Here is a 20,254-nt window from a genome sequence, read left to right as displayed (position 1 = left end):
TATCGTGTCGGCAAGGAATTAATTTCCTGCCGGCACGATATTTGTTTTTTGTATCACACGTTATTGATTTCCTGCATGACATGTTATTGATAGCTTGTGCCCTGTGGAATCAGCTTCCCGTACTCCGCTTCTCTCTTGCCAGTACCGAGATGATGTACCCTCCCTTGCTGTTCACCTTGCTCCAGTTCGTCCCATTGAATATTTTCCAGACGTAGTTTCCCAGCCTGCCGTAGTCCGATAACTTCAGAATCTTCCTGATTTCCTCCCGGTCGGTGATGTAGAGCTTTTCCAGATTCAGCATGAGGCATTCCAGGTTGTGCGTATTCCTGTTGTAGGCATATCCGGGAATGTCCAGATCAGGATTCCCCTGCGCTCCTCCGCTTTCCCCCGGGGGAGTAAGAGGGGGAAGTGCTTTACTTTCTTTTGCTTTGCTTTCTTCTACTTTGCTTTGTTTGGAATTGCATGCATTTTCGGGGAAAATGTCCGCATCCTGCGTACAATTTTCCCGTTTTTGCGTACAAGTCTTGTCCTTGTCCGGTTTATCTTCCTCCGTCTCTACCTGCAGATAGGGTAGGGTGGTGAGGTCCCTTTTTCTTCTTTTGGTGGCTTCCAGCCATATTTTCTGTATCTCGGTAGAGGTCAGTACCCCTTGCTCCTTATAGGTTTTGGGGTCGAAAAAGGCTTTCTCCACCAGGATGTCCACGATTCCCTGCATCTCCTGCTCGTTGATGTCCTTTCCCGCCTTGTTTGTGAACAGTGTGCATTGCTCCGCGTTCCATTTCAGGTAATATCCGTTTTCCTTGTGTATCTTGCACAGCAGTTTCATTACCGCCGCTGTGCCTTTCAGTCCGAACCTGGCTTCCACCAGTTCCACTGCTATCTCTTCGAATAGATTTACTTTGAGGGGGAAGTATAGCATTCCCCCGTACATCATGGCCATTGTTTTTAGTGTTTAATGATTAGTGATTAATGGTTAATGATTAGCATATGGGGCTCCATTCGAGGAAGTTCTCCAGCTGGAAAGTTTTCCATGCCTGCAGTTCCACGTCCCAGAAGGCTATGGTGCTTGTCACTCTTGTGATGTCATAATCTCTTCTGAAGTCAGCCTTGTAGGGCAGTAAGGTGGCTTTCGCCAGCCTGAATGTCCCGTCCTGCTTGTGGTAGGCTATGAGTGCGTGTCCGTATTGCATGTGGTCTATCAGGCTTTCTATTCGTCGGGCCATCCATGTGGCGCATGTTTCCGTGTAGTTCTTTTCCAGCATGATACGTATTTTCCATAGGTTTCTCAGTGCTTCGTGAAGTGAAGCGTTCTTTGTCGACTTTCTCATCTTGTTGTCTTTAAAATTAATAATTGTATTAGTTTGGCAGGAGGTACGCTTGTATATAAAAAAAGATGCCGCATTCATTGAGAAAGCGGCATCTGTAGGTGGTGTGGCTTCATCCTTACCAAAGTGGCGGCAAAGATAAGTGGTTTATTCCTTAAGTTGTTTATATTTAATTATTGTCAATAAGTTTCGTGGTTTCTGCCCTTTTTTGTTTTATTCCCTATATCTCTCCTGCTACCTTCATTTCCCGCCACACTTCACCGAACTCTTGTATTATAGTGTTTTCTGACAGTCTTTTATAGTCTGGCGTTCTGAAGTCGAAATGTGAGTATGCCCATTGTGCCAATGCCTTGTTGCTTGTCGGCTTTTCTTCTATAAAGTATCTTGATTTTTTCCATAGGATGATGTCTTTAATGACTTCTTTCCTATATTGTGGCAGTATTCCTATAACCTCCCCGCTTGAGGGACGTCCTACTCCTGCTTTCGGAGCTGATATGCCGTGCTTTACATCCGTTTTAAGGGTGTCTCTTTTTGTTTTTTTTCCTTACTTTGGAGTGTCTTTTTTGCCTTCATTTTCTAATGTTTTTGGGTTAATAATTAAAATTACTGTAGTTTGTAAAATAAATGCAAAGGTATATCAAGTTTTTTGTTTTTGTGGAGTAAGGATGGAGATAAAAAGCTGGGTTTTATCTTTATGATGGGTTAATGCGTTGATATATAAATGGAAATGACTTTGACTTGGAAGTGTTTTTTAAACGTTCGTTTAATGGACGCAAAGATAAGACTGTTTTTTATATCCTCAAAATGTTTAATAAAAATATTTTGGAAAACCCATCGTGTATCAGTTTAATTTACAGTAATTCAGTATGTTAAGTATCTTATTTAATATTTAAAATTTCCATTCCCTTTTATTAACTCATTCCCTATTTCATTTCCTGAAATTTGACGTCCATTAAACGAACGTTTAAAAAACGCTTTTTGTTTGTAATCCGTTCGTTTATAGTCTCTTACCAGAAGGTAATGACGAACTGCAAAAAAACTGTTGGCAAGAAGGGCACAATGCTTGCTGTATTTTACATAAGGTGCTCGCAAATGATTGAATACCAGTTATATACCAAGGGTTCAAAGCCCCAGAGGAACACTCTTTTGTGAACAAAACAACGAAAATGGAAACGGATAACGAGGTTGAAGTCTGGCATGCCATGCGTGCCACATACCGCAGAGAGCTTGATGCAGTGCATCTTCTCGAGAAGGAGAGCCTCGGATGTTTTGTCCCCATGCAATATAAGGTAAGTATCCGTAAGGGTAAGAAAGTCCGTACTTTGGTTCCCGTCATCCGTAATCTGGTTTTTGTCCATGCACGTCCTTCCGACGTACAGCGTGTTAAGTCTCAAATTACTTATTTGCAATATATAACCGATACCCGCAGTGGTCAGAAGATAATTATTCCCGACCATGAGATGCAGCGCTTCATCGCCGTTGCCGGAACCTATAACGACCATTTGCTTTATTTCCAGCCCGAAGAGTTGAATCTGTCGAAGGGAACTAGAGTCCGTATTACGGGTGGTGACTTTGCAGGTCAGGAGGGTATTTTTCTGAAAGTAAAGGGGGCACGTGACCGCCGTGTGGTTATAGAGATACAAGGTGTCATTGCTCTTGCCATGGCCACTATCCATCCGGATCTTATAGAAGTGATCGGCTGAATTATAATTCATAATTTACAACTCATAGTTCACAATTCATAATTCAAAAAATGTCCTCCTCCCTTTTCGAAGAAGCAATTAATCTCCAGCGTGCTGCGCACGAACTGATGTATTTAGGTATGGACGGTAGTCCTATCTATAGTGATGACCTTTCCCGCCGCAACGGTGAGGTTTACCGCTTGACTGCGGCTTTGTATGGTTCCAGTGTTCGAGGTACTACTACGGAAGAACAAGCAAACGTCTGTCTTGCTCTCTTGATGGGGTATAACGCATCGTTCATTGACCATGGCGAGAAGCAGGATCACCTCCAGGAGATATTAAATCGTTGTTGGAATCTCCTTGATACCCTTCCCGCCTCGCTGTTGAAACTCCGTCTGCTTACTGCCTGTTATGGAGAAGTGTTCGATGAGCCCCTAGCCGACGAAGCCCGAAAGATTATTTCTTCCTGGGACTCCGCATCGCTCACTGCCGAACAGCAGGAAGCTGTCGAGGAATTCCGGAATGTAGTTGACAATCCCTATCCGTGGGAATATCTTGAGGACTAAAACAGGTGAAAGTTTTCTCGAAAGGCAAAAAAAGAAATGGAGTGGAGAATGCAGGAGACACGGGAAAAGTTAAAGGCATATAGAACTAAACATACAAGTGATATATTCATGTAATGAGTGAAAAGGATTCCACACATTGTATTACGAAAAATAGTCTCCAGAGAAACGGATTATATGGCATTTCTGCCAATGAATATAGTAAAATAACTTATTATTTGATTAAAAATATAATTCAAAGTGGGTTATACCCCCTTTAGTAGATGCCCAATATCTATTGAATATCCGGGAAGCGTGGTACTAACTCTTTCATTACTACGCGAAGTAATAAATATAAATCACCTTTGGTTCCACCTTCCCGGATTAGTTTGATTTTTTCAGTGTGTGACATATAAGAATCTAACAAACATTAAACTATGCGTCGAATCTTATTTCTGATTTTATGTCTTTTCATTTTCTTCGGTTCTGCCTATGCCCAGCGCATGTCCGACGAGCAAGTGGTTGAATATGTGAAACAAGCACAGGCAGCCGGAAAATCTCAGAAGCAGATGACTGCCGAACTGTTGCGCCGTGGGGTGACCCGCGAACAGGTGCTCCGCATCAAGGATAAATATGAGAACTCGGGTGTTGCTGTCCCGGGTTCCGAAGCTTCCTCACAGATGCGCAAGCGTTCGATTGCTGTGGGAGAATCCTACGAGGCTGCCGAACTGGATGATCAGAAAGCGGTTGTTAATGAGAGACTTGAAAGCCAGTCCGCCCCTGAGGCTGCCGGCATACAGATTTTCGGTCATAATCTGTTCCAGAACCGTAATCTCTCCTTTGAACCTAGTGTGAATCTGGCTACTCCGGCAAATTATCGGCTGGGGCCCGGTGACGAGGTGATCATAGATATCTGGGGAGCTTCCGAGAATACCATCCGCCAGACCATTAGTCCCGAGGGAAGTATCCAGGTGAAAGACCTCGGTCCCGTTTATCTGAACGGCATGACTGTTAAAGAAGCCAACGCTTATCTGCAACGGGAACTGTCCAAGATCTATTCCGGTATCGGAGGGGGGGATCCCAATTCACAGATCCGTCTGACTTTAGGCGATATACGTACCATTCAGATCCATATCATGGGTGAGGTCACGGTGCCGGGTACTTATACACTTTCGGCCTTTTCCACGGTTTTCCATGCCTTGTACCGTGCCGGTGGTGTGAATAATATCGGTAGCTTGCGTGACATCCGTCTGGTTCGTAACGGAGAGACGATAGAGCATTTGGACGTCTATGAGTTCATCATGCAGGGCAAGATGAATGACGATGTCCGTCTGCAGGAGGGCGATGTGATTATCGTGAGTCCCTACCAGTCGTTGGTCGAGATAGTAGGCAAGGTGAAACGTCCCATGTATTATGAAATGAAGCCTGCCGAGACGGTTGCTTCCTTACTGAAGTATGCGGGTGGCTTTATGGGAGATGCCTATAAGAAGGCTGTACGCATCATCCGTAAAAGCGGACGTGAACATCAAGTATATAATGTGGATGAGATGGACTATTCCGTATTCCGTTTAGACGACGGTGACTTAATGACGGTTGACGCCGTACTCGACCGTTTTGAGAACAAGGTTGAGGTCAGTGGTGCCGTCTATCGTCCGGGGCTTTATCAGTTGGACGGTGAGGTGAACACGGTGAAGCAGCTGATAAAGAAGGCTGAGGGACTCCGGGGAGATGCTTTCCTTGCCCGTGTCCTTCTGGACCGTGAGCGTGAAGATCTTACGCACGAAATGGTTGCCGTTGATCTGGAGGGTATTATGAACGGTACGGTTTCTGATATACCCCTTCAGAAGAACGACCATCTGTATGTTCCCGGTATCCATGACCTGAAGGAGAGCGAGACGGTCTCCATTTATGGTGAGGTGCTCAATCCCGGTACTTTCCTGTACTCCGACAACTTAACGATAGAGGATATGATTGTCCAGGCGGGAGGTCTTACCGAGGCTGCCGCCACTACCTGTGTGAGCGTGACGCGCCGCATCAAGGATCCCAAGAGTACTGCCTATAGCAGCAAGCTTGCGGAGACATTCACCTTTGACATCAAGGACGGTCTTCTGACGGGTGCCGGTAGTTTCTGCCTGCAACCTTTCGATGTAGTCCAGGTTCGTCGCAGTCCTGCCTACCAAGTTCAGCGCATGGTGACGCTTGCGGGTGAGGTGCTTTTCAGCGGCAGCTATTCGTTGTTGAAGAAGAATGAACGTCTGAGTGATGTGATAGGTCGTGCAGGCGGAATTACTCCGGCGGCATATATAAAGGGGGGACGTTTGATTCGCAAGCGTAATGATGAGGAACGTCGGCGTGAGACGGATGTGCTTCGCATGGCACAGAGCGGTGAAGGTTCCGATAGCATTGCAGTGAACAAGCTTGCTATCTCCGACACTTACACGGTAGGCGTTGACATGAAAAAGGCTCTGTCACATCCGGGTAGTGATTATGACATTATCCTGCGTGAGGGAGATATCGTTTATATTCCTGAATACGTCAATACGGTGAAGATTAGCGGTTCTGTGATGTATCCTAATACAGTAACTTGGGAGAAAGGTGCCAAACTGAAACATTATATCAATATGGCAGGTGGCTATGGCGAGAATGCGAAAAAGAAGAAGGCATACATTATTTATCTGAACGGTACGGTAGCCCGTGCTAAGAAGAGTGACAGTGATTTAATCCAGCCGGGTTGTGAGATTGTGGTTCCCACGAAGTCTGAGAGGAAGCGTCTCCAACTTTCCGAGATTATGGGTATAAGCTCCATGACTGCGACGATTGCGGCGATGGTGGCTACTTTGGCTAATACTTTTAAATAAGAAACAAGTGGAAGATATAAAAAGAAAGAATGCTGATATGAATGACGGACAGCAGAATAAACATCCACAGGAAGAGGAGATTGATTTGCTTGAGCTTGCCTTGAAGGTCTGGGCAGAGCGCAGGTGGATATTGAAGTGTTGCAGCTATGCAGTGATTGTGGGACTGGTGATTGCTTTCAGTATTCCGAAAGAATATACAGCTACAGCTACGATTGCTCCGGAGTTGTCGGATGGAAAAAGTGGGGGAGGATTGTCTTCTCTTGCTGCCATGGCAGGATTTAATATAAATACTTCTTCTGGTGCTGATGCTATCTATCCTGATTTGTATCCCGATATTGTGAGTTCGACTCCCTTTATTACTGGTCTTTTCAATATTCCAGTGAAAGACCTGGAGGGGATAATAGATACTACACTTTATTGTTATTTGGACAAGTATCAACGTTCTCCTTGGTGGAGTGTGATAATTTCTGCTCCTTTCAAGGCTCTTGGATGGGTGGCTTCTTTGTTTAAGGATGAAAAGGATGAGGATAGAATTACAAAGCTTGACCCTTTTCACTTGACAGTAAAAGAATCATCCATTGCAAAACTTTTGAGTAATAGTATCAGTGTTTCTGTTGACAAGAAGACGGGGCTTGCCACTTTGTCTGTTACGATGCAGGATGCTCGTATTGCTGCCTGTTTGACAGATAGTGTAATGTATCGTTTGCAGAGCTATGTTACGGATTACCGTACAAATAAAGCTCGTCAGGATTTTGAGTTCCAAAAGAAACTTTTTGAACGTAAAAAGAAAGAATATGAGACGGCACAGGAGAATTATGCAAAGTTCTCTGATACTAACAAAAATATTATTCTTCAGAGTTACCGTGCTGAACAAGTACGATTGGAGAATGAAATGAATCTTGCCTATCAAGTATATACAAGTGTTGCACAGCAGTTGCAAGTGGCTGAGGCGAAGGTACAGGAAATTACTCCTATTTATACGGTGCTCGAGCCGGCGACAATACCTATTGCTCCCTCTCGGCCTAGTAAAATATTAATATTAATAAGTGCTTTGTTTGTGACAATGATGGGATGTATGAGTTGGATATTTTTAGGGAGGGATATAATAATAGCTTTAAAAAGTAAGGATTTGTTTTGAGTGTAAATATGTCATCTGCATTGAAGGATAATCGGCGTATTGCCAAGAACACATTGATGCTATATATTCGAATGCTGCTAATTATGGTAGTATCTCTTTATACAAGTCGCATTATATTGGGGGTATTAGGAGTTGAAGATTTTGGTATATATAATGTCGTAGGGGGAGTGGTAGCTATGGTCTCATTTTTAAATAGTACATTATCTTCTACATGTCAACGCTATTTCTCTTATGAAATAGGTCGTGGAAATCAGGAGGGAATATCAATTTTATTTCGCTTGAATTTAACAGTTTATTTGTATTTCATTTTAGTAGTTATATTTTTTGCAGAAACTATTGGGCTTTGGTTTGTCAATAACTGTTTAGTTATTCCACAGGATAGGATTGTTGCAATGAATTGGACTTATCAATTTTCTATTTTAACATTCATCGTTTCTAGTTTCTCCATTCCTTATAATGCTTTGATTATTTCTCATGAACAGATGTCTGTTTATGCTTATATATCTATAATAGAAGTTTTGTTAAGGCTTGGTATCGTTTTCCTTTTAAGCCTTGGTGATGTAGATAGACTTATATTGTATGCAGTATTACTGTTTTTGTCAACAAGCTGTATAACTTTGTTTTATTATGTTTATTGTAAATGTAAGTATCCAGAAAGTCATTATTCTTATTTATGGAAAAGTGATAAAATACGCGAAGTAGCGAGTTATTCAGGATGGCATTTAATAGGTGCTGTTTCCGTTATTGTACGAAATCAAGGTGTAAATGTTTTGTTAAACTCCTTTTTCAATCCCGTAGTAAATGGTGCTCGTGCTATTGCTTTCCAAGTGAGTGTGGCGGTTGATAGCTTAACTAATAGTTTTTTTGTAGCAGTAAAGCCTCAGATTTATAAGTTATATGGTGCAAATGAGTTAAATCAGATGTATATTTTATTATCACGTAGTTCTAAGATTTGTTTTCTTCTTGTTGCTATATTGGCTTACCCTATATTAATGAATATGGAGTTTGTTTTAAATTTATGGTTAAATCAGATACCTGATTATACAGTACTTTTTACACAATTAGTTCTTATAAATGCACTTATTGATTCTGTAAATGGACCTGCCATTGCTGCTGCATTAGCTACAGGACGTATAAAAAAATTTGAAATAATTACAGGTGGATTAATGATCTTAAACTTACCAATGTCATATATTTTATTATTTTGGGGATGTGCTCCAGAAGTGACAATGATTGTGTCAATAGTACTTTCGTTAGTGACGATTATTATTCGTAGTTTTATTTTGGAAAAGTTAATGGGATATAAAGTGGTTGATTATATGGCTAATGTTTTTTTCCCTTTGCTTATGATTGGTTTACTTTCTTTTATTTTTGTCTATTTCATTGGGAAATGTATCCCTAATGCTGTCATTCATTTTTTTGTAACTTCTATTGTTGCAGTATTATTATTATCAATATTTACTTTTTTTATCGCATTAACATCTTCGGAACGCTCTACTACAAAAAAATATATTTTGAGGGGCGTGGATAAATTATTTCATTAAATAACAACTAATTATGCGTATAGGAATATTGACTTTTCATAATGCAAATAATTATGGTGCTGTATTACAGGCTTATTGTTTGCAAGAAACGTTACGTCGCATTGGATTTGATGTGGAAATTGTAGATTATAGGAATCCCCTTATAGAAAGTAGAATGCATCCGTTTTCTTTTTCTGAGTTTTTATATCATCCATTTCTTTTTGTATTCCGAGTATTACGTTTTTTCCCATCTTATAAACATCGTGCCACTAATTTTAATAAATTTAGAACAGAATTTCTTGTTTTGTCAAAGCGATATACAGCAATCAATTTAAGGACAGCTCCTTATAATTATTTTATTATTGGCAGTGATCAGGTATGGAACCCAATTCTTACCGATGGTCCTGATTTGGTCTATTGGGGGCAATATTGTTCAAAACAATCTGAGATAATAGGATATGCTATTAGTAGTGGTGTAAAAGAGCTTTTTGATAGTCATTGTTTTTTGGATGTTTCAAAATGGCTTTCTTGTTTTAATAGGATTGGGGTACGTGAAAAGCGACTTGAGGAATTTGTCAATAAACATGGATATGAGGCAACTGTGGTACTTGATCCGACATTAATGGCTAATCCTTGTATCTTAGAGAGCATAACTCCTAAACGTATAGTTGAGTATCCTTATGTTTTAGTTTATGCTGTTGGGAAAAATTCTAATTTAATGCAAATTGCAAAGAAAAAAGCTGCAATCTTGAATGCCGAAATTGTAGTTGTTGCTCCATGTAATCGGAGTACTCGTAATACTTATGAGAAAGCTAAAATAATAGATGCATCTGTTCCAGAATTATTAAGTTTGATAAAATATGCGGAGTGTGTAGTTTGTGTTTCTTTTCATGGAACAGCCCTTTCTCTTGTTTTTAGAAAAACTTTTATTTCTGTTAATGGAGGAAATATTGAACGTGTATCAGAAGTGCTGACTCAGCTAGGACTAACAGATCGTATTGTATCTGACGATAATTTGCCAGAAAATGATATAGATTATGATAAAGTGACTAGTCAATTAAATATATTACGTAAAAAATCTTTGAGTTTTCTTTTAGATTCATTAAAAAACGATAGAGAATGAGGATGACTTTTTCAAAGAAGATTATATTTTTAGCATTATATTATTCTTTCTTATATTATCTTCCAGCTTCTACTACACCTATTATAGGTAAATATTGTAGGCGATTACGTTATAATTGTTGCAAACATATTTTCAGGAAATGTGGAAAAAATGTCAATATAGAACGTAAGGCTTGGTTTGGATCTGGAGTTAATATTATTATAGGTGATAATAGTGGATTAGGAATAAATTCCTCTATACCTAATGACACAATCATAGGTGAAAATGTAATGATGGGACCAAATTGTTATATTCTTCAAGCTGACCATGCTTTTGATGCTACAAATATTCCTATGATTTTGCAAGGACATTCAGAGCATAAACAGACCATAATAGAAGATGATGTTTGGATTGGAAGAAATGTTTCTTTTACAAATGGACGTCATGTTTATAAAGGTACTATTATAGCGTTAGGTTGTGTCCTGACCAAGGATTTTCCTGAGTATTCTATAGTTGGTGGAGTCCCTTCGAAGCTTATAAAAAAGAGGAAAACTAATGTATGAGATGTTAGGAATTTCGTTTAGCTTATGCTCATTTAGAAAATGCTGAATTTTTTCCGTGTAAAGTATAATAAAAATAGTGTTGTATCTTTAATCGTTGCAGTCATTATTTTATGCTTAAATCCTATATGGCCATTGTGGGGAGGTAAAGGAACAGCAATATCTTATTGTTTGCTAATAGTCCTATTTGGAATTAAAGTATCTTCTATAGTAAATGCTTCAATGTTGCTGAAATATTGGAGTGCTTTTATTTTTTTGTGTATATGTTTTCTGATACATCCTTTATTTGTAGGCTTTCATGCGAGCAATGTTCTCATTATCATGAGCTTTCTTTTAGCATTAGGACTCGATGAATCTGAAAAAGTACAAGCATTGGATATATTTACCAAAATTTTAGCTTGTATAATAAGTATATCATTGCCTGCATGGTTGATCCATGTTTTTGTATTTGAGTTTCCTTCTTTCGGAGAAATTGATAATTCTGAATTTAAAGGAAGTGTTTATCCCATGAATAACTATTTGTTATTTGTCACAATGGCTACTGCAAATACATTTCGTTTTTATTCAATGTTTGATGAACCAGGAGTGTTAGGAACTCTTTCTGCATTTGTTTTATTTGCTAATAAGTACGATTTTAAGCGAAAAAGCAATTTGATAATATTGATAGGTGCATTTTTTTCATTTTCATTAGCCTTTTATATTTTAACTTTCATGGGGTATTTATTTCAATCTTTGAAGAGTGTAAGAAAAATTCTACTATCAATATTTTTTCTTTTATTGCTTGCTTTCATTGCTTATTCAACCTTAAAAGATAATTTGGCTTTTCAGTATTCTGTAGTGGAACGGATATCTGGAGGAGGGGTGGATAACTTAGATAATCGTACAGGATATCAGGCTTCTCGTTTTTATAAGTCCTTTGTTTATACACCAGAAGCTTTATTGGGCATTGGTTATAATAAAATGATGGATAAGCAGCTGAAAGAGGGGCAATCATATAAATTATTTATAATAGAATATGGGTTTCTTTCAATAGTTTGTTTGCTTTTTGCTTATTATATATTAGCTGGAAAAAAAAATCCAGATATTTTATTTTTTTATTTACTTTTTATTTTATCATTTCTTCAACGTCCTTTTGCTTTTACTGTATGGCAATTTTTGATATTTTCTTGTGCTACAGCCTCTCTACGAAAAACAAAATAATATAATGGTAAATCTTTTTAATCGACTTTATTCTATCTCATTTAATGATAGTTACCTTTTGGATAAATTAAAGATAAATTCGTTGCTGCGATATGCAGTACGTGTTTTGGCTAATAGAATATTGCCTTATTGTTTATCTAATAGAAAACATTATGGTTTATTTATTGGAGAACGTACGGAAAAAATTGTTGTTAGTTTAACATCCTTTCCTAATCGCATTTCAAAACTATGGATGGTGATAGAAACAATTCTGAGTCAGAGTATAAAACCGGACAAGGTTATCTTATATTTATCAAAAGTACAATTTCCCAGACTAGAAGAAGATTTACCAGATTCCCTTCTGAATATGAAAGCGAGAGGATTGGATATTAGATTCGTGGAGGGAGATATTAGATCGCACAAAAAATATTATTATGTGATGCAAGCTTATCCTGACGATCTTATAATAACGGTTGATGATGATATATTTTATCCTACGACTATGATCCAGACTTTGGTGCAGTATCATGAACTTTATCCTAAAAGTGTTATATGTCGTTATGCCAAAAGTATTGTATGGGATAGTAATATGACCATAAAATCTAGTTTAAAATGGTCGCGTATTTATAAAACAAAGTTTGGCGGACAAGATATCTTTCTAGGAACAGGAGGAGGAACTTTATTTCCAATGCCTGGTACTAGTCTTTATCGGGATACATTAAATATAGCACTTGCCTGTGATTTATGTCCATTGGAGGATGATTTATGGTTAAATACAATGATACGTTTGCAAAATACGGAGATTGTTGTAGTAAAAAATTACAAAGGTATATTGCCTGTATTAAATACAAGAGATGTGATGTTGTATTCTAGTAACGGAGGAGAAAATAATTTAACGGATAGCCAACTGCGTAATACTATTTTATATTATGAGAGAAATGGACTTAATCCGTTCAAACAATTTAATTGATATGCGGGCAATTCAGATATCATACTTAAATGAAATGAGGGTGATTGTTCTTTTTCTTCTTTTTTTGCCTTTAAGTCTTTTTGCACAAAAAATTTCTCCTTTAGATTATGGATTGGCGCAGGCAAAAACGGGTATAGAGCGTTATCGAATTTTATTAACAACACATAAGCTTGCATTAGAGAAAGGATTGACAGTAGATTATACAGGAATAAAGGAGTTGGATATTGAGATTCCTATAGATGGATGTAGTATTCCTTTGGGATATAATACGGATTTTAAAGGATTGATTCTGAATGTAACGAATAAAAGGAAGAATATTTATCTATTTAAAATGAACCAGAACTTGATTCCTATTTCTATTTCAAAACAGGAATTTTGTTCTTTAAGTTATTTGCATCGGGAAGAGTTTAAATATGGTGATAAATTGTTGGTTATAGAGGATAAAACTCCTTGGGTAAAAAATCGTATAGGGTATGCTTATGGTGCTATGCGTAAAGATGTACTTTTGATATCGGATGCCAAGGTGGTGAATTCTCCTGTAGCTTCTTATAATACTTTGGCATCACAGCCCCAATTCAAATATTGTAGTGTAGATCAGAATGAAAAAATTATAGATGGTATTACAATAAATAGGATGGAATCTAGTACTTGTATGACTCGCTGTTTTCTTATTGAAAATCAGAATCGGGTTACTATTAGTAATGTAATTATAAATACTCCTGTGAATGCTCTCTATGGAGATGCTGCCATATCATTGCAAAATTGTACAAATTCCTTGCTTAAAGATATTGTTATTAATGGAACCTACTCTCAGTTAAAACGATATGGCTATGGAATAATGTTTAATAATCTTTGGAATACAACGATATTAAGGCTGAAAGGAGATGGTAAGTGGGGGATATTTGGAAATAATAATGTTAATGTAGCTCATTTGAAAGATTGTTGTATAAATAGATTTGATATCCATTGTTATGGACGTGATATAGATTTTGAGAATTGTACTATTTTTCGCCTTTATAATCAGTACTCTTCTATTTATGGTAAAATTTCTTACCGTAATTGTGTCTTTGATGCAGCTATTCCGTGTTTATTGACCTCGTCTTATAATGCTTATACTCCTTTCGATTTGTTTTTTGAAAATTGCATAATGAAAATGACCTCTTTAAATGATGGTATAATTTATATTATGGGGATACCCAAACAAGAAAATGAGAGATTTGAATTAGCAAAAAAATGCCTTCCTAATATAAAGATAGATAACTGTCAAATAGAGTTTAAAGAACCTTTAAAAGAATGCTATATATTTAAATCTGATACTCAAAGACTACCAATATCTTTTGGATATATATCGCAAATAGTTCTTAATAAAATTGATATATCTTCTGATGCAGTTGTATGTAAAATATCAAATATTGATTTATTTACCGATGATGTAATTGATTATAAAATGGAGAAATTATCTACGAAAGGTTCAAATAAAATATCTCCTATTGTTGTGCAGAGTGGAAAATAATATATAAAAGTCTTTAAACTGTAAAATAACATGAATTTTCTTTATTTAGCTGAAGACTATCCTTACTCTAAAGTGCACCACCAGTTGTGCAAGCATATTGTTGATTTAGGTAAAGGTATAAATGTAATAGTGTATGCGGTATTACGAAATAATATTCTTTCAAATGATTTACGCTCAACATATACAGGAATAAATTATCAGACGTTATTGTATAAATTAGATGAATCAGCCCAAAAATACAAGTATGACTTTTTCTTTAAAATAGAACGGAAGACTTCATGGCTAATTAGTCATATTGATATACAGAGTGTAAATATGGTTTATGCTGCTACTTTGTTTTCTGAAGGGGCAGTAGCATATCGGTTATATAAGAATTATAGTATTCCCTATGTAATAGCTGTAAGGGCGACTGATGTTAATTTTTATATGAAATATATGGTTCATGTCTGGCCATTAGCTTGGAATGTGTTAAGATGTGCGCATAAGGTGACATTTATAACAGAGGCTATTTCTCGGCATTTTTTTCAAAAGAAAATAATGCTTCCTGTAAAAAAAAATGTTCAAGGAAAGATGGAAATTATTCCTAATGGAATTGAATCTTATTGGATAGAGCATGCGAAAAGTAAACATGTTTCGTCGATTCCAAGAAGTTTACTTTTTATAGGGGTGTTTAATGATAATAAGAATATTCTTGCTACAATGAAAGTCGTTGAAAATCTTTCATCTCGTTATGAGGGTTTACATCTTACATTGGTTGGCGGAGGAGGTAATCAACATGAAAGGGTCTTGAAATATTGTAAGCTTCATCCGGAATTGTTTACGTTTAAGGGAAAAATATTAGATAAAAAAGATTTATGTAAAGTGTTTGCTGAATCTGATATTTTTGTGATGGTTTCGCATAGTGAGACTTTTGGCTTGGTTTATATCGAGGCACTTAGTCAAGGGCTACCTATTCTTTATACTCGAGGACAAGGTATTGATGGTACGTTAAAAGAAAAGATTGGTGAGGCGGCTGATTCTTATGATGAGAACTCTATAAAAAAAGCTATATGTCGGTTGATAGATGAATATGAACAATATGAACCGATAGGAAAATCACTTTATCGTTTCTCATGGGATAATATAGCACGTGATGTGATTAGATTAATTCATTAGGATAGATTCATTAAAATTATTATAAAACATTAGAATATAATTATGGACTCAATTAAAATTGCCGTAATCGGTCTCGGTTACGTAGGGCTTCCTTTGGCTCGACTTTTCTCAACAAAGTATAAAACGCTAGGCTTCGATATGAATCAATCGCGTGTAGATGCGTTGATGTCCGGTCATGACGCCACACTGGAAGTAGCGGATGATTTGCTCCAGGATGCCATCAGAAATAATGGTTTTGTATGTACTACGAAATTGGAAGATATAAAGGATTGTAATTTTTATGTAGTAGCAGTACCTACACCTGTTGATGCGGACAATCGTCCCGACTTGAAACCTTTGTGGGGGGCTAGTGAAACGGTAGGCAAGGTGATTTCTAAAGGGGATATTGTGGTGTATGAGTCCACGGTATATCCGGGAGTTACAGAGGAGGAGTGTTTGCCGGTGGTTGAAAAGGTATCAGGCCTGAAATTCAATGTAGATTTCTTTGCGGGGTATTCTCCCGAGCGCATCAATCCGGGCGATAAAGAACATACGGTGGAAAAAATAAAGAAGGTGACTTCCGGTTCCACCCCTGAGATTGCCAATATAGTAGATGATGTATATAATTCTGTGTTGGTAAATGGCACTCATAAAGCACCGACTATCAAAGTTGCAGAGGCTTCGAAGATTATTGAAAATTCGCAACGAGATGTGAATATTGCGTTTATGAACGAGTTGGCAAAGATCTTTAATGCGATGGGTATCGATACGAACGATGTGATAGAGGCCGCTGCTTCCAAATGGAACTTCATTAAGTTGAAGCCGGGATTGGTAGGCGGTCATTGTATTAGCGTGGATCCTTATTATTTGATTCAGAAGGCGCAAGTGTATGGGGTATTGCCACGTGTGATGTCATCGGCACGTCGCTTGAACGATGGTATGGGTGACTATGTGGCCAATCAAGTGATTAAGCTGATGAACAAGAAGGGGGTATTGGTGAAAGATGCCAGGATTCTGTTGTTAGGCATCACGTTCAAAGAAAACTGCCCTGACATCCGAAATACTAAAATTGTGGATATTTACAGCACGTTGCGTGAATATACTTCAAACATTACAGTTTATGATCCTTGGGCGGACAAAGCGCACGTAGAGCATGAATATGGTATCGGAATTTCCAAAGGAGATATGGAAAGTTTGGAAGGGAAGTTTGATGCCGTGATTTTCGGGGTTGCACACAATGAATTCAAGGATTTGGATGCTCGCGCTTTCTTGAAGGCGGAGAATGGAGTAGTGTATGATGTGAAGGGCATTCTACCCAAGAACCAAATAGACGGAAGATTGTAGGAAAAATATGCTTTCCGTAATTTGTCCTATATATAATGAAGTGAAATACATTGATGTATGCATTCAATCTGTTTTGCTTCAGGATTATCCGAAAGAGCAGCTCGAAGTGCTCTTTGTGGATGGCATGAGCCGGGATGGAACCCGTGAAAGGGTGTTGGAATATGCCCGTGAATATCCGTTTATCAAATTGATAGACAACCCCAAAAAGATTGTTCCGGTGGCGATGAACATTGGTATACGGGCATCCAAAGGAGATGTAGTGATGCGCCTGGATGCCCATGCCAGTTATCCGACGAACTATTTTGGGGTTTTGGTGAAGAAACTTTATGAACTGAATGCGGACAATGTGGGGGCTGCTTGCAGGACGGACGTATTGAACAAGACTCCTAAAACACTTGCCATACGCGAGGTACTGAGTAATAGGTTTGGTGTGGGGAATTCCACGTTTCGTTTGGGTGTGGACAAGGTAATGGATGTGGAAACCGTGCCTTTTGGGTGTTGGCGCAGGAAGGTGTTTGAGAAATATGGTTACTATGATGAACGCTTGATACGTAATCAGGACATTGAGCTAAACAAGCGTATTATACATGGTGGTGGTCGCATTTGTATTGTGCCCGAAACTTATTGTACCTATTTGGCTCGTGAGACGTTTAAAGGATTGGCAAGGAATAATTTTTCTAACGGAAAATGGAATGTCTTGACGGTGTATTATACAAGGCAATTGAAATCTTTGTCGGTAAGGCATTTTATTCCGTTGGTGTTTTTGCTGTCTTTACTTCTTCCGTTGTTTGCGGCATTGTTTTATCTTCCGTTCGCTTTTCTTTCATTTCTTTCATTATTATCCTATCTGTTGGTTCTTTTCTGTATCAGTATGTCTATAAATTTGCGTAGTAAAATCAGTATTTCTTACTTGCTTTTATCTTTTGTGGTGCTGCATCTTTCTTATGGGTATGGGTCGTTAGTAGGAATCTATAAATGCATCGGTTATGGGAAGTGAAAATAGACAGAATGGGAAGTTGTGTTTACAATTTAAATTATGCTCCTAAAATCCATTTTTGACCGTACCGCTTCGTTTTTCGGTCTAGTCTTCTTGTTTCCAGTTTTGATTGTAGTTGGTATTCTGATTCGCATCAAGATGCCCGGTGGTCCTATAATCTTTAAGCAGAGAAGGGTCGGACAACACGGGCAATTGTTTACCATGTACAAATTCCGATCTATGACTGTCGGCCATTCGGGAAGCTCCGTATCTGTGAAAGGAGAAAGCCGCATTACTCCTTTGGGAGCCAAATTGCGGAAATATAAACTGGATGAATTGCCGGAATTATGGAATGTATTGATAGGTGACATGAGTCTTGTCGGCCCCCGTCCCGATGTTCCCGGTTATGCTGACAAACTTGAAGGAGAGAATAGGCGGATGCTTCTTTTGAAACCGGGAATTACAGGTCCTGCAAGTTTAAAATACCGGAATGAGGAAGAGATATTGGCAGAACAGGAGAATCCTCAAAAATATAATGATGCGGTATTATTCCCGGATAAAGTACAGATAAATATAGAATATTTGGATAATTGGTCCTTCTGGAATGACATCAAAATCATTATCTACACAGTACTTGGAAAGGATCTGTAAACTTCTTTCTTTCTTTTTTATTCCCCACTATGTGAGGAATCCGAAGTCTGATCATTAAATAATCACATATATATTTATGGATAAAACCATTTATCTCTGCCTTGCCCATATGAGCGAGGAGGGTATTGAACAGAAATATGTAAAAGAAGCCTTCGATACGAACTGGGTGGTTCCTCTCGGTCCTAACGTGAATGCTTTTGAAGAGGATTTGAAACGTTTTGTAGGCGAAGGCAAGGAAGTGGTGGCACTTTCGGCCGGTACGGCGGCAGTACATTTGGCTCTGTTGGCTTGCGGAGTGGGACAGGGTGACGAAGTGATTGTACAAAGCTTCACATTCTGTGCGTCTTCGCATCCGGTCACTTATCTGGGGGCTGTTCCGGTATTTGTGGATTCTGAGAAAGAAACTTGGAACATGTCTCCGGAACTGTTGGAAGAAGCCATCAAAGACCGCATTGCCAAGACTGGCAAAAAGCCAAAAGCTATTGTTCCTGTGGCATTGTATGGCATGCCCTATGACTGTACACGTATCATGGAGATAGCCGATAGGTATGCTATTCCAGTGGTGGAAGATGCTGCCGAAGGTTTTGGCTCCCGTTTTAAGGGACAGGTACTGGGGACGTTCGGCAAGTTCGGGGTGCTGAGCTTTAACGGTAACAAGATGATTACTACCAGTGGCGGTGGTGCGTTGATTTGTAAAGATGCCGAAAGCAAGAATCAAATCATGTGGTATGCTACGCAGGCTCGTGAGGCTTATCCTTATTACCAGCATGAGGCGATAGGGTATAACTATCGCATGAGTAATATATGTGCAGGTATTGGTCGTGGTCAAATGACCGTTGCCGATAAGCATATTGCACATCACCGACATGTGCAGGCTCTCTATAAGGAACTGCTTAAGGATGTGGAGGGGGTATTGCTGCATGAAGCTCCTTCGGCTGATTATGACTCTAATTTCTGGCTTTGTACAATCACTCTGGATTCTTCACTTCGCATCAAAGGGCAGGAAAATGCTTATAAGGATGTTGTCAGGACTGCCGTAGGTGGTGCTGCAGGTGTGATTCATGCCGTAGATTGTGCTACAACAGATTGCCAGCCCAACGAGAATGTGGAGGCTTTGCGTGCTTTTATGCTTGGCAAAAAAATAGAGGCACGCCCGGTTTGGAAACCGATGCACAAGCAGCCGGTCTATAAGGATGCTCCGGCTTATATCAATGGGGTATCCGAAGCTATTTTTAAAATCGGTATGTGCCTTCCTGCCGGGCCGTGGGTGACTGATGAAGATGTATATTATATCGTGGAGTGTATAAAAGAGGCCATAGTAAAATAATAGATGAAAATACAGCTTTTTTAACTACGACCTTGACAACGCTGTCGGTTGCCAATACGTTTGTCAATGCGGATTTCATCTATACCGTTGTCTGTTCCGTTCTAGTCTTCTGCTTCTTCAATTTCTGCAAGCGTGCCAAATATTCACCGCCTGATGCTTCATGAGAATATCGGACTACCGCATCGCAAACATCTTATCAGATTATGGCGAATGAGCTGAAGATTCCCCATGTCATAGTATCTTTGACCTATATGGCAGTACAGGCAATCATCATCGTAGGATATCTTGATTAAGTTGGCTTGCCTAATCTGTCAGCTTGTAAATCAATACTTTATGAACTTATCTCAGAAAACAGCTTCAGCGAGGCTGTTTTCTTTGTTTACAGGCAAATATATCCTCACCTTTGCATTGTTGATCAACAAAACGAGAT

At 38.7% G+C, this 20,254-nt stretch carries 17 protein-coding genes and 1 pseudogene; 16 read left to right on the top strand and 2 right to left on the bottom strand.

The features are described from left to right. Positions 1–109: 109 nt before the first annotated feature. The gene (locus DW896_RS02320) at positions 110–940 is read right to left on the bottom strand and encodes a DUF4373 domain-containing protein (protein ID WP_119992808.1); all 831 of its coding nucleotides are present in this window, start codon (positions 938–940) and stop codon (positions 110–112) included. 40 nt (positions 941–980) lie between these two features. Then, positions 981–1,328, bottom strand: a complete 348-nt coding sequence (locus DW896_RS02315; protein ID WP_022401485.1) for an SH3 beta-barrel fold-containing protein — start codon at positions 1,326–1,328, stop codon at positions 981–983. A 1,163-nt stretch (positions 1,329–2,491) separates the two neighbouring features. Here DW896_RS02315 and DW896_RS02305 point away from each other — a divergent pair. The 16 genes and pseudogenes from DW896_RS02305 to DW896_RS02230 form a co-directional block, all read left to right on the top strand. After that, positions 2,492–3,028, top strand: coding sequence for a UpxY family transcription antiterminator (locus DW896_RS02305; protein WP_119992806.1), 537 nt, complete (start codon positions 2,492–2,494; stop codon positions 3,026–3,028). A 50-nt stretch (positions 3,029–3,078) separates the two neighbouring features. Then, positions 3,079–3,573, top strand: coding sequence for a UpxZ family transcription anti-terminator antagonist (locus DW896_RS02300; protein ID WP_119992804.1), 495 nt, complete (start codon positions 3,079–3,081; stop codon positions 3,571–3,573). 413 nt (positions 3,574–3,986) lie between these two features. Beyond that, positions 3,987–6,407, top strand: coding sequence for an SLBB domain-containing protein (locus tag DW896_RS02295; protein ID WP_119992803.1), 2,421 nt, complete (start codon positions 3,987–3,989; stop codon positions 6,405–6,407). A gap of 37 nt (positions 6,408–6,444) precedes the next feature. After that, a complete protein-coding gene (locus DW896_RS02290; RefSeq protein ID WP_119992851.1) occupies positions 6,445–7,545 on the top strand; it encodes a Wzz/FepE/Etk N-terminal domain-containing protein in 1,101 nt (366 codons plus the stop codon). A gap of 83 nt (positions 7,546–7,628) precedes the next feature. Further along, positions 7,629–9,089 carry a lipopolysaccharide biosynthesis protein gene (locus DW896_RS02285; RefSeq protein WP_131226089.1) on the top strand — a complete coding sequence of 487 codons (1,461 nt, stop codon included), beginning with the start codon at positions 7,629–7,631 and terminating at the stop codon, positions 9,087–9,089. A 13-nt stretch (positions 9,090–9,102) separates the two neighbouring features. Next, complete coding sequence (locus tag DW896_RS02280; RefSeq protein WP_119992798.1) at positions 9,103–10,191, top strand: polysaccharide pyruvyl transferase family protein; 1,089 nt, start codon at positions 9,103–9,105, stop codon at positions 10,189–10,191. Then, positions 10,188–10,733 (top strand): DapH/DapD/GlmU-related protein, encoded by a 546-nt coding sequence (locus DW896_RS02275; protein WP_119992796.1) that lies wholly within the window; start codon positions 10,188–10,190, stop codon positions 10,731–10,733. The genes DW896_RS02280 and DW896_RS02275 overlap by 4 nt, the downstream gene beginning before the upstream one ends. Before the next feature lie 39 nt (positions 10,734–10,772). Then, positions 10,773–11,930, top strand: a complete 1,158-nt coding sequence (locus tag DW896_RS02270; RefSeq protein WP_131226090.1) for a hypothetical protein — start codon at positions 10,773–10,775, stop codon at positions 11,928–11,930. A gap of 58 nt (positions 11,931–11,988) precedes the next feature. Further along, positions 11,989–12,879, top strand: a complete 891-nt coding sequence (locus DW896_RS02265) for a hypothetical protein (RefSeq protein WP_131226092.1) — start codon at positions 11,989–11,991, stop codon at positions 12,877–12,879. Next, positions 12,839–14,392, top strand: a complete 1,554-nt coding sequence (locus tag DW896_RS02260; RefSeq protein ID WP_131226093.1) for a hypothetical protein — start codon at positions 12,839–12,841, stop codon at positions 14,390–14,392. The genes DW896_RS02265 and DW896_RS02260 overlap by 41 nt, the downstream gene beginning before the upstream one ends. Before the next feature lie 30 nt (positions 14,393–14,422). After that, positions 14,423–15,547: a glycosyltransferase family 4 protein gene (locus DW896_RS02255; RefSeq protein ID WP_119992788.1), complete on the top strand. Its 1,125-nt coding sequence runs from the start codon at positions 14,423–14,425 to the stop codon at positions 15,545–15,547. Positions 15,548–15,589: 42 nt separating this feature from the next. Continuing rightward, on the top strand, positions 15,590–16,870 hold the full coding sequence (locus tag DW896_RS02250) for a nucleotide sugar dehydrogenase (protein ID WP_119992786.1): 1,281 nt from the start codon (positions 15,590–15,592) through the stop codon (positions 16,868–16,870). Positions 16,871–16,910: 40 nt separating this feature from the next. After that, positions 16,911–17,867, top strand: a complete 957-nt coding sequence (locus tag DW896_RS02245; protein WP_370293220.1) for a glycosyltransferase family 2 protein — start codon at positions 16,911–16,913, stop codon at positions 17,865–17,867. 39 nt (positions 17,868–17,906) lie between these two features. Next, on the top strand, positions 17,907–18,497 hold the full coding sequence (locus tag DW896_RS02240; protein WP_119992782.1) for a sugar transferase: 591 nt from the start codon (positions 17,907–17,909) through the stop codon (positions 18,495–18,497). A 76-nt stretch (positions 18,498–18,573) separates the two neighbouring features. Continuing rightward, positions 18,574–19,824: a DegT/DnrJ/EryC1/StrS aminotransferase family protein gene (locus tag DW896_RS02235; protein ID WP_005836416.1), complete on the top strand. Its 1,251-nt coding sequence runs from the start codon at positions 18,574–18,576 to the stop codon at positions 19,822–19,824. Positions 19,825–19,880: 56 nt separating this feature from the next. Next, positions 19,881–20,111: pseudogene (locus tag DW896_RS02230) on the top strand (hypothetical protein); the annotation flags it as partial. Positions 20,112–20,254 lie beyond the last annotated feature (143 nt).

This window comes from Bacteroides sp. AM41-16 (assembly GCF_003603495.1).
Classification (GTDB): Bacteria; Bacteroidota; Bacteroidia; order Bacteroidales; family Bacteroidaceae; genus Bacteroides; species Bacteroides uniformis.
The sequence above is the reverse complement of the archived record's forward strand: the minus strand, read 5'-3'. Positions and strand labels throughout refer to the sequence as shown.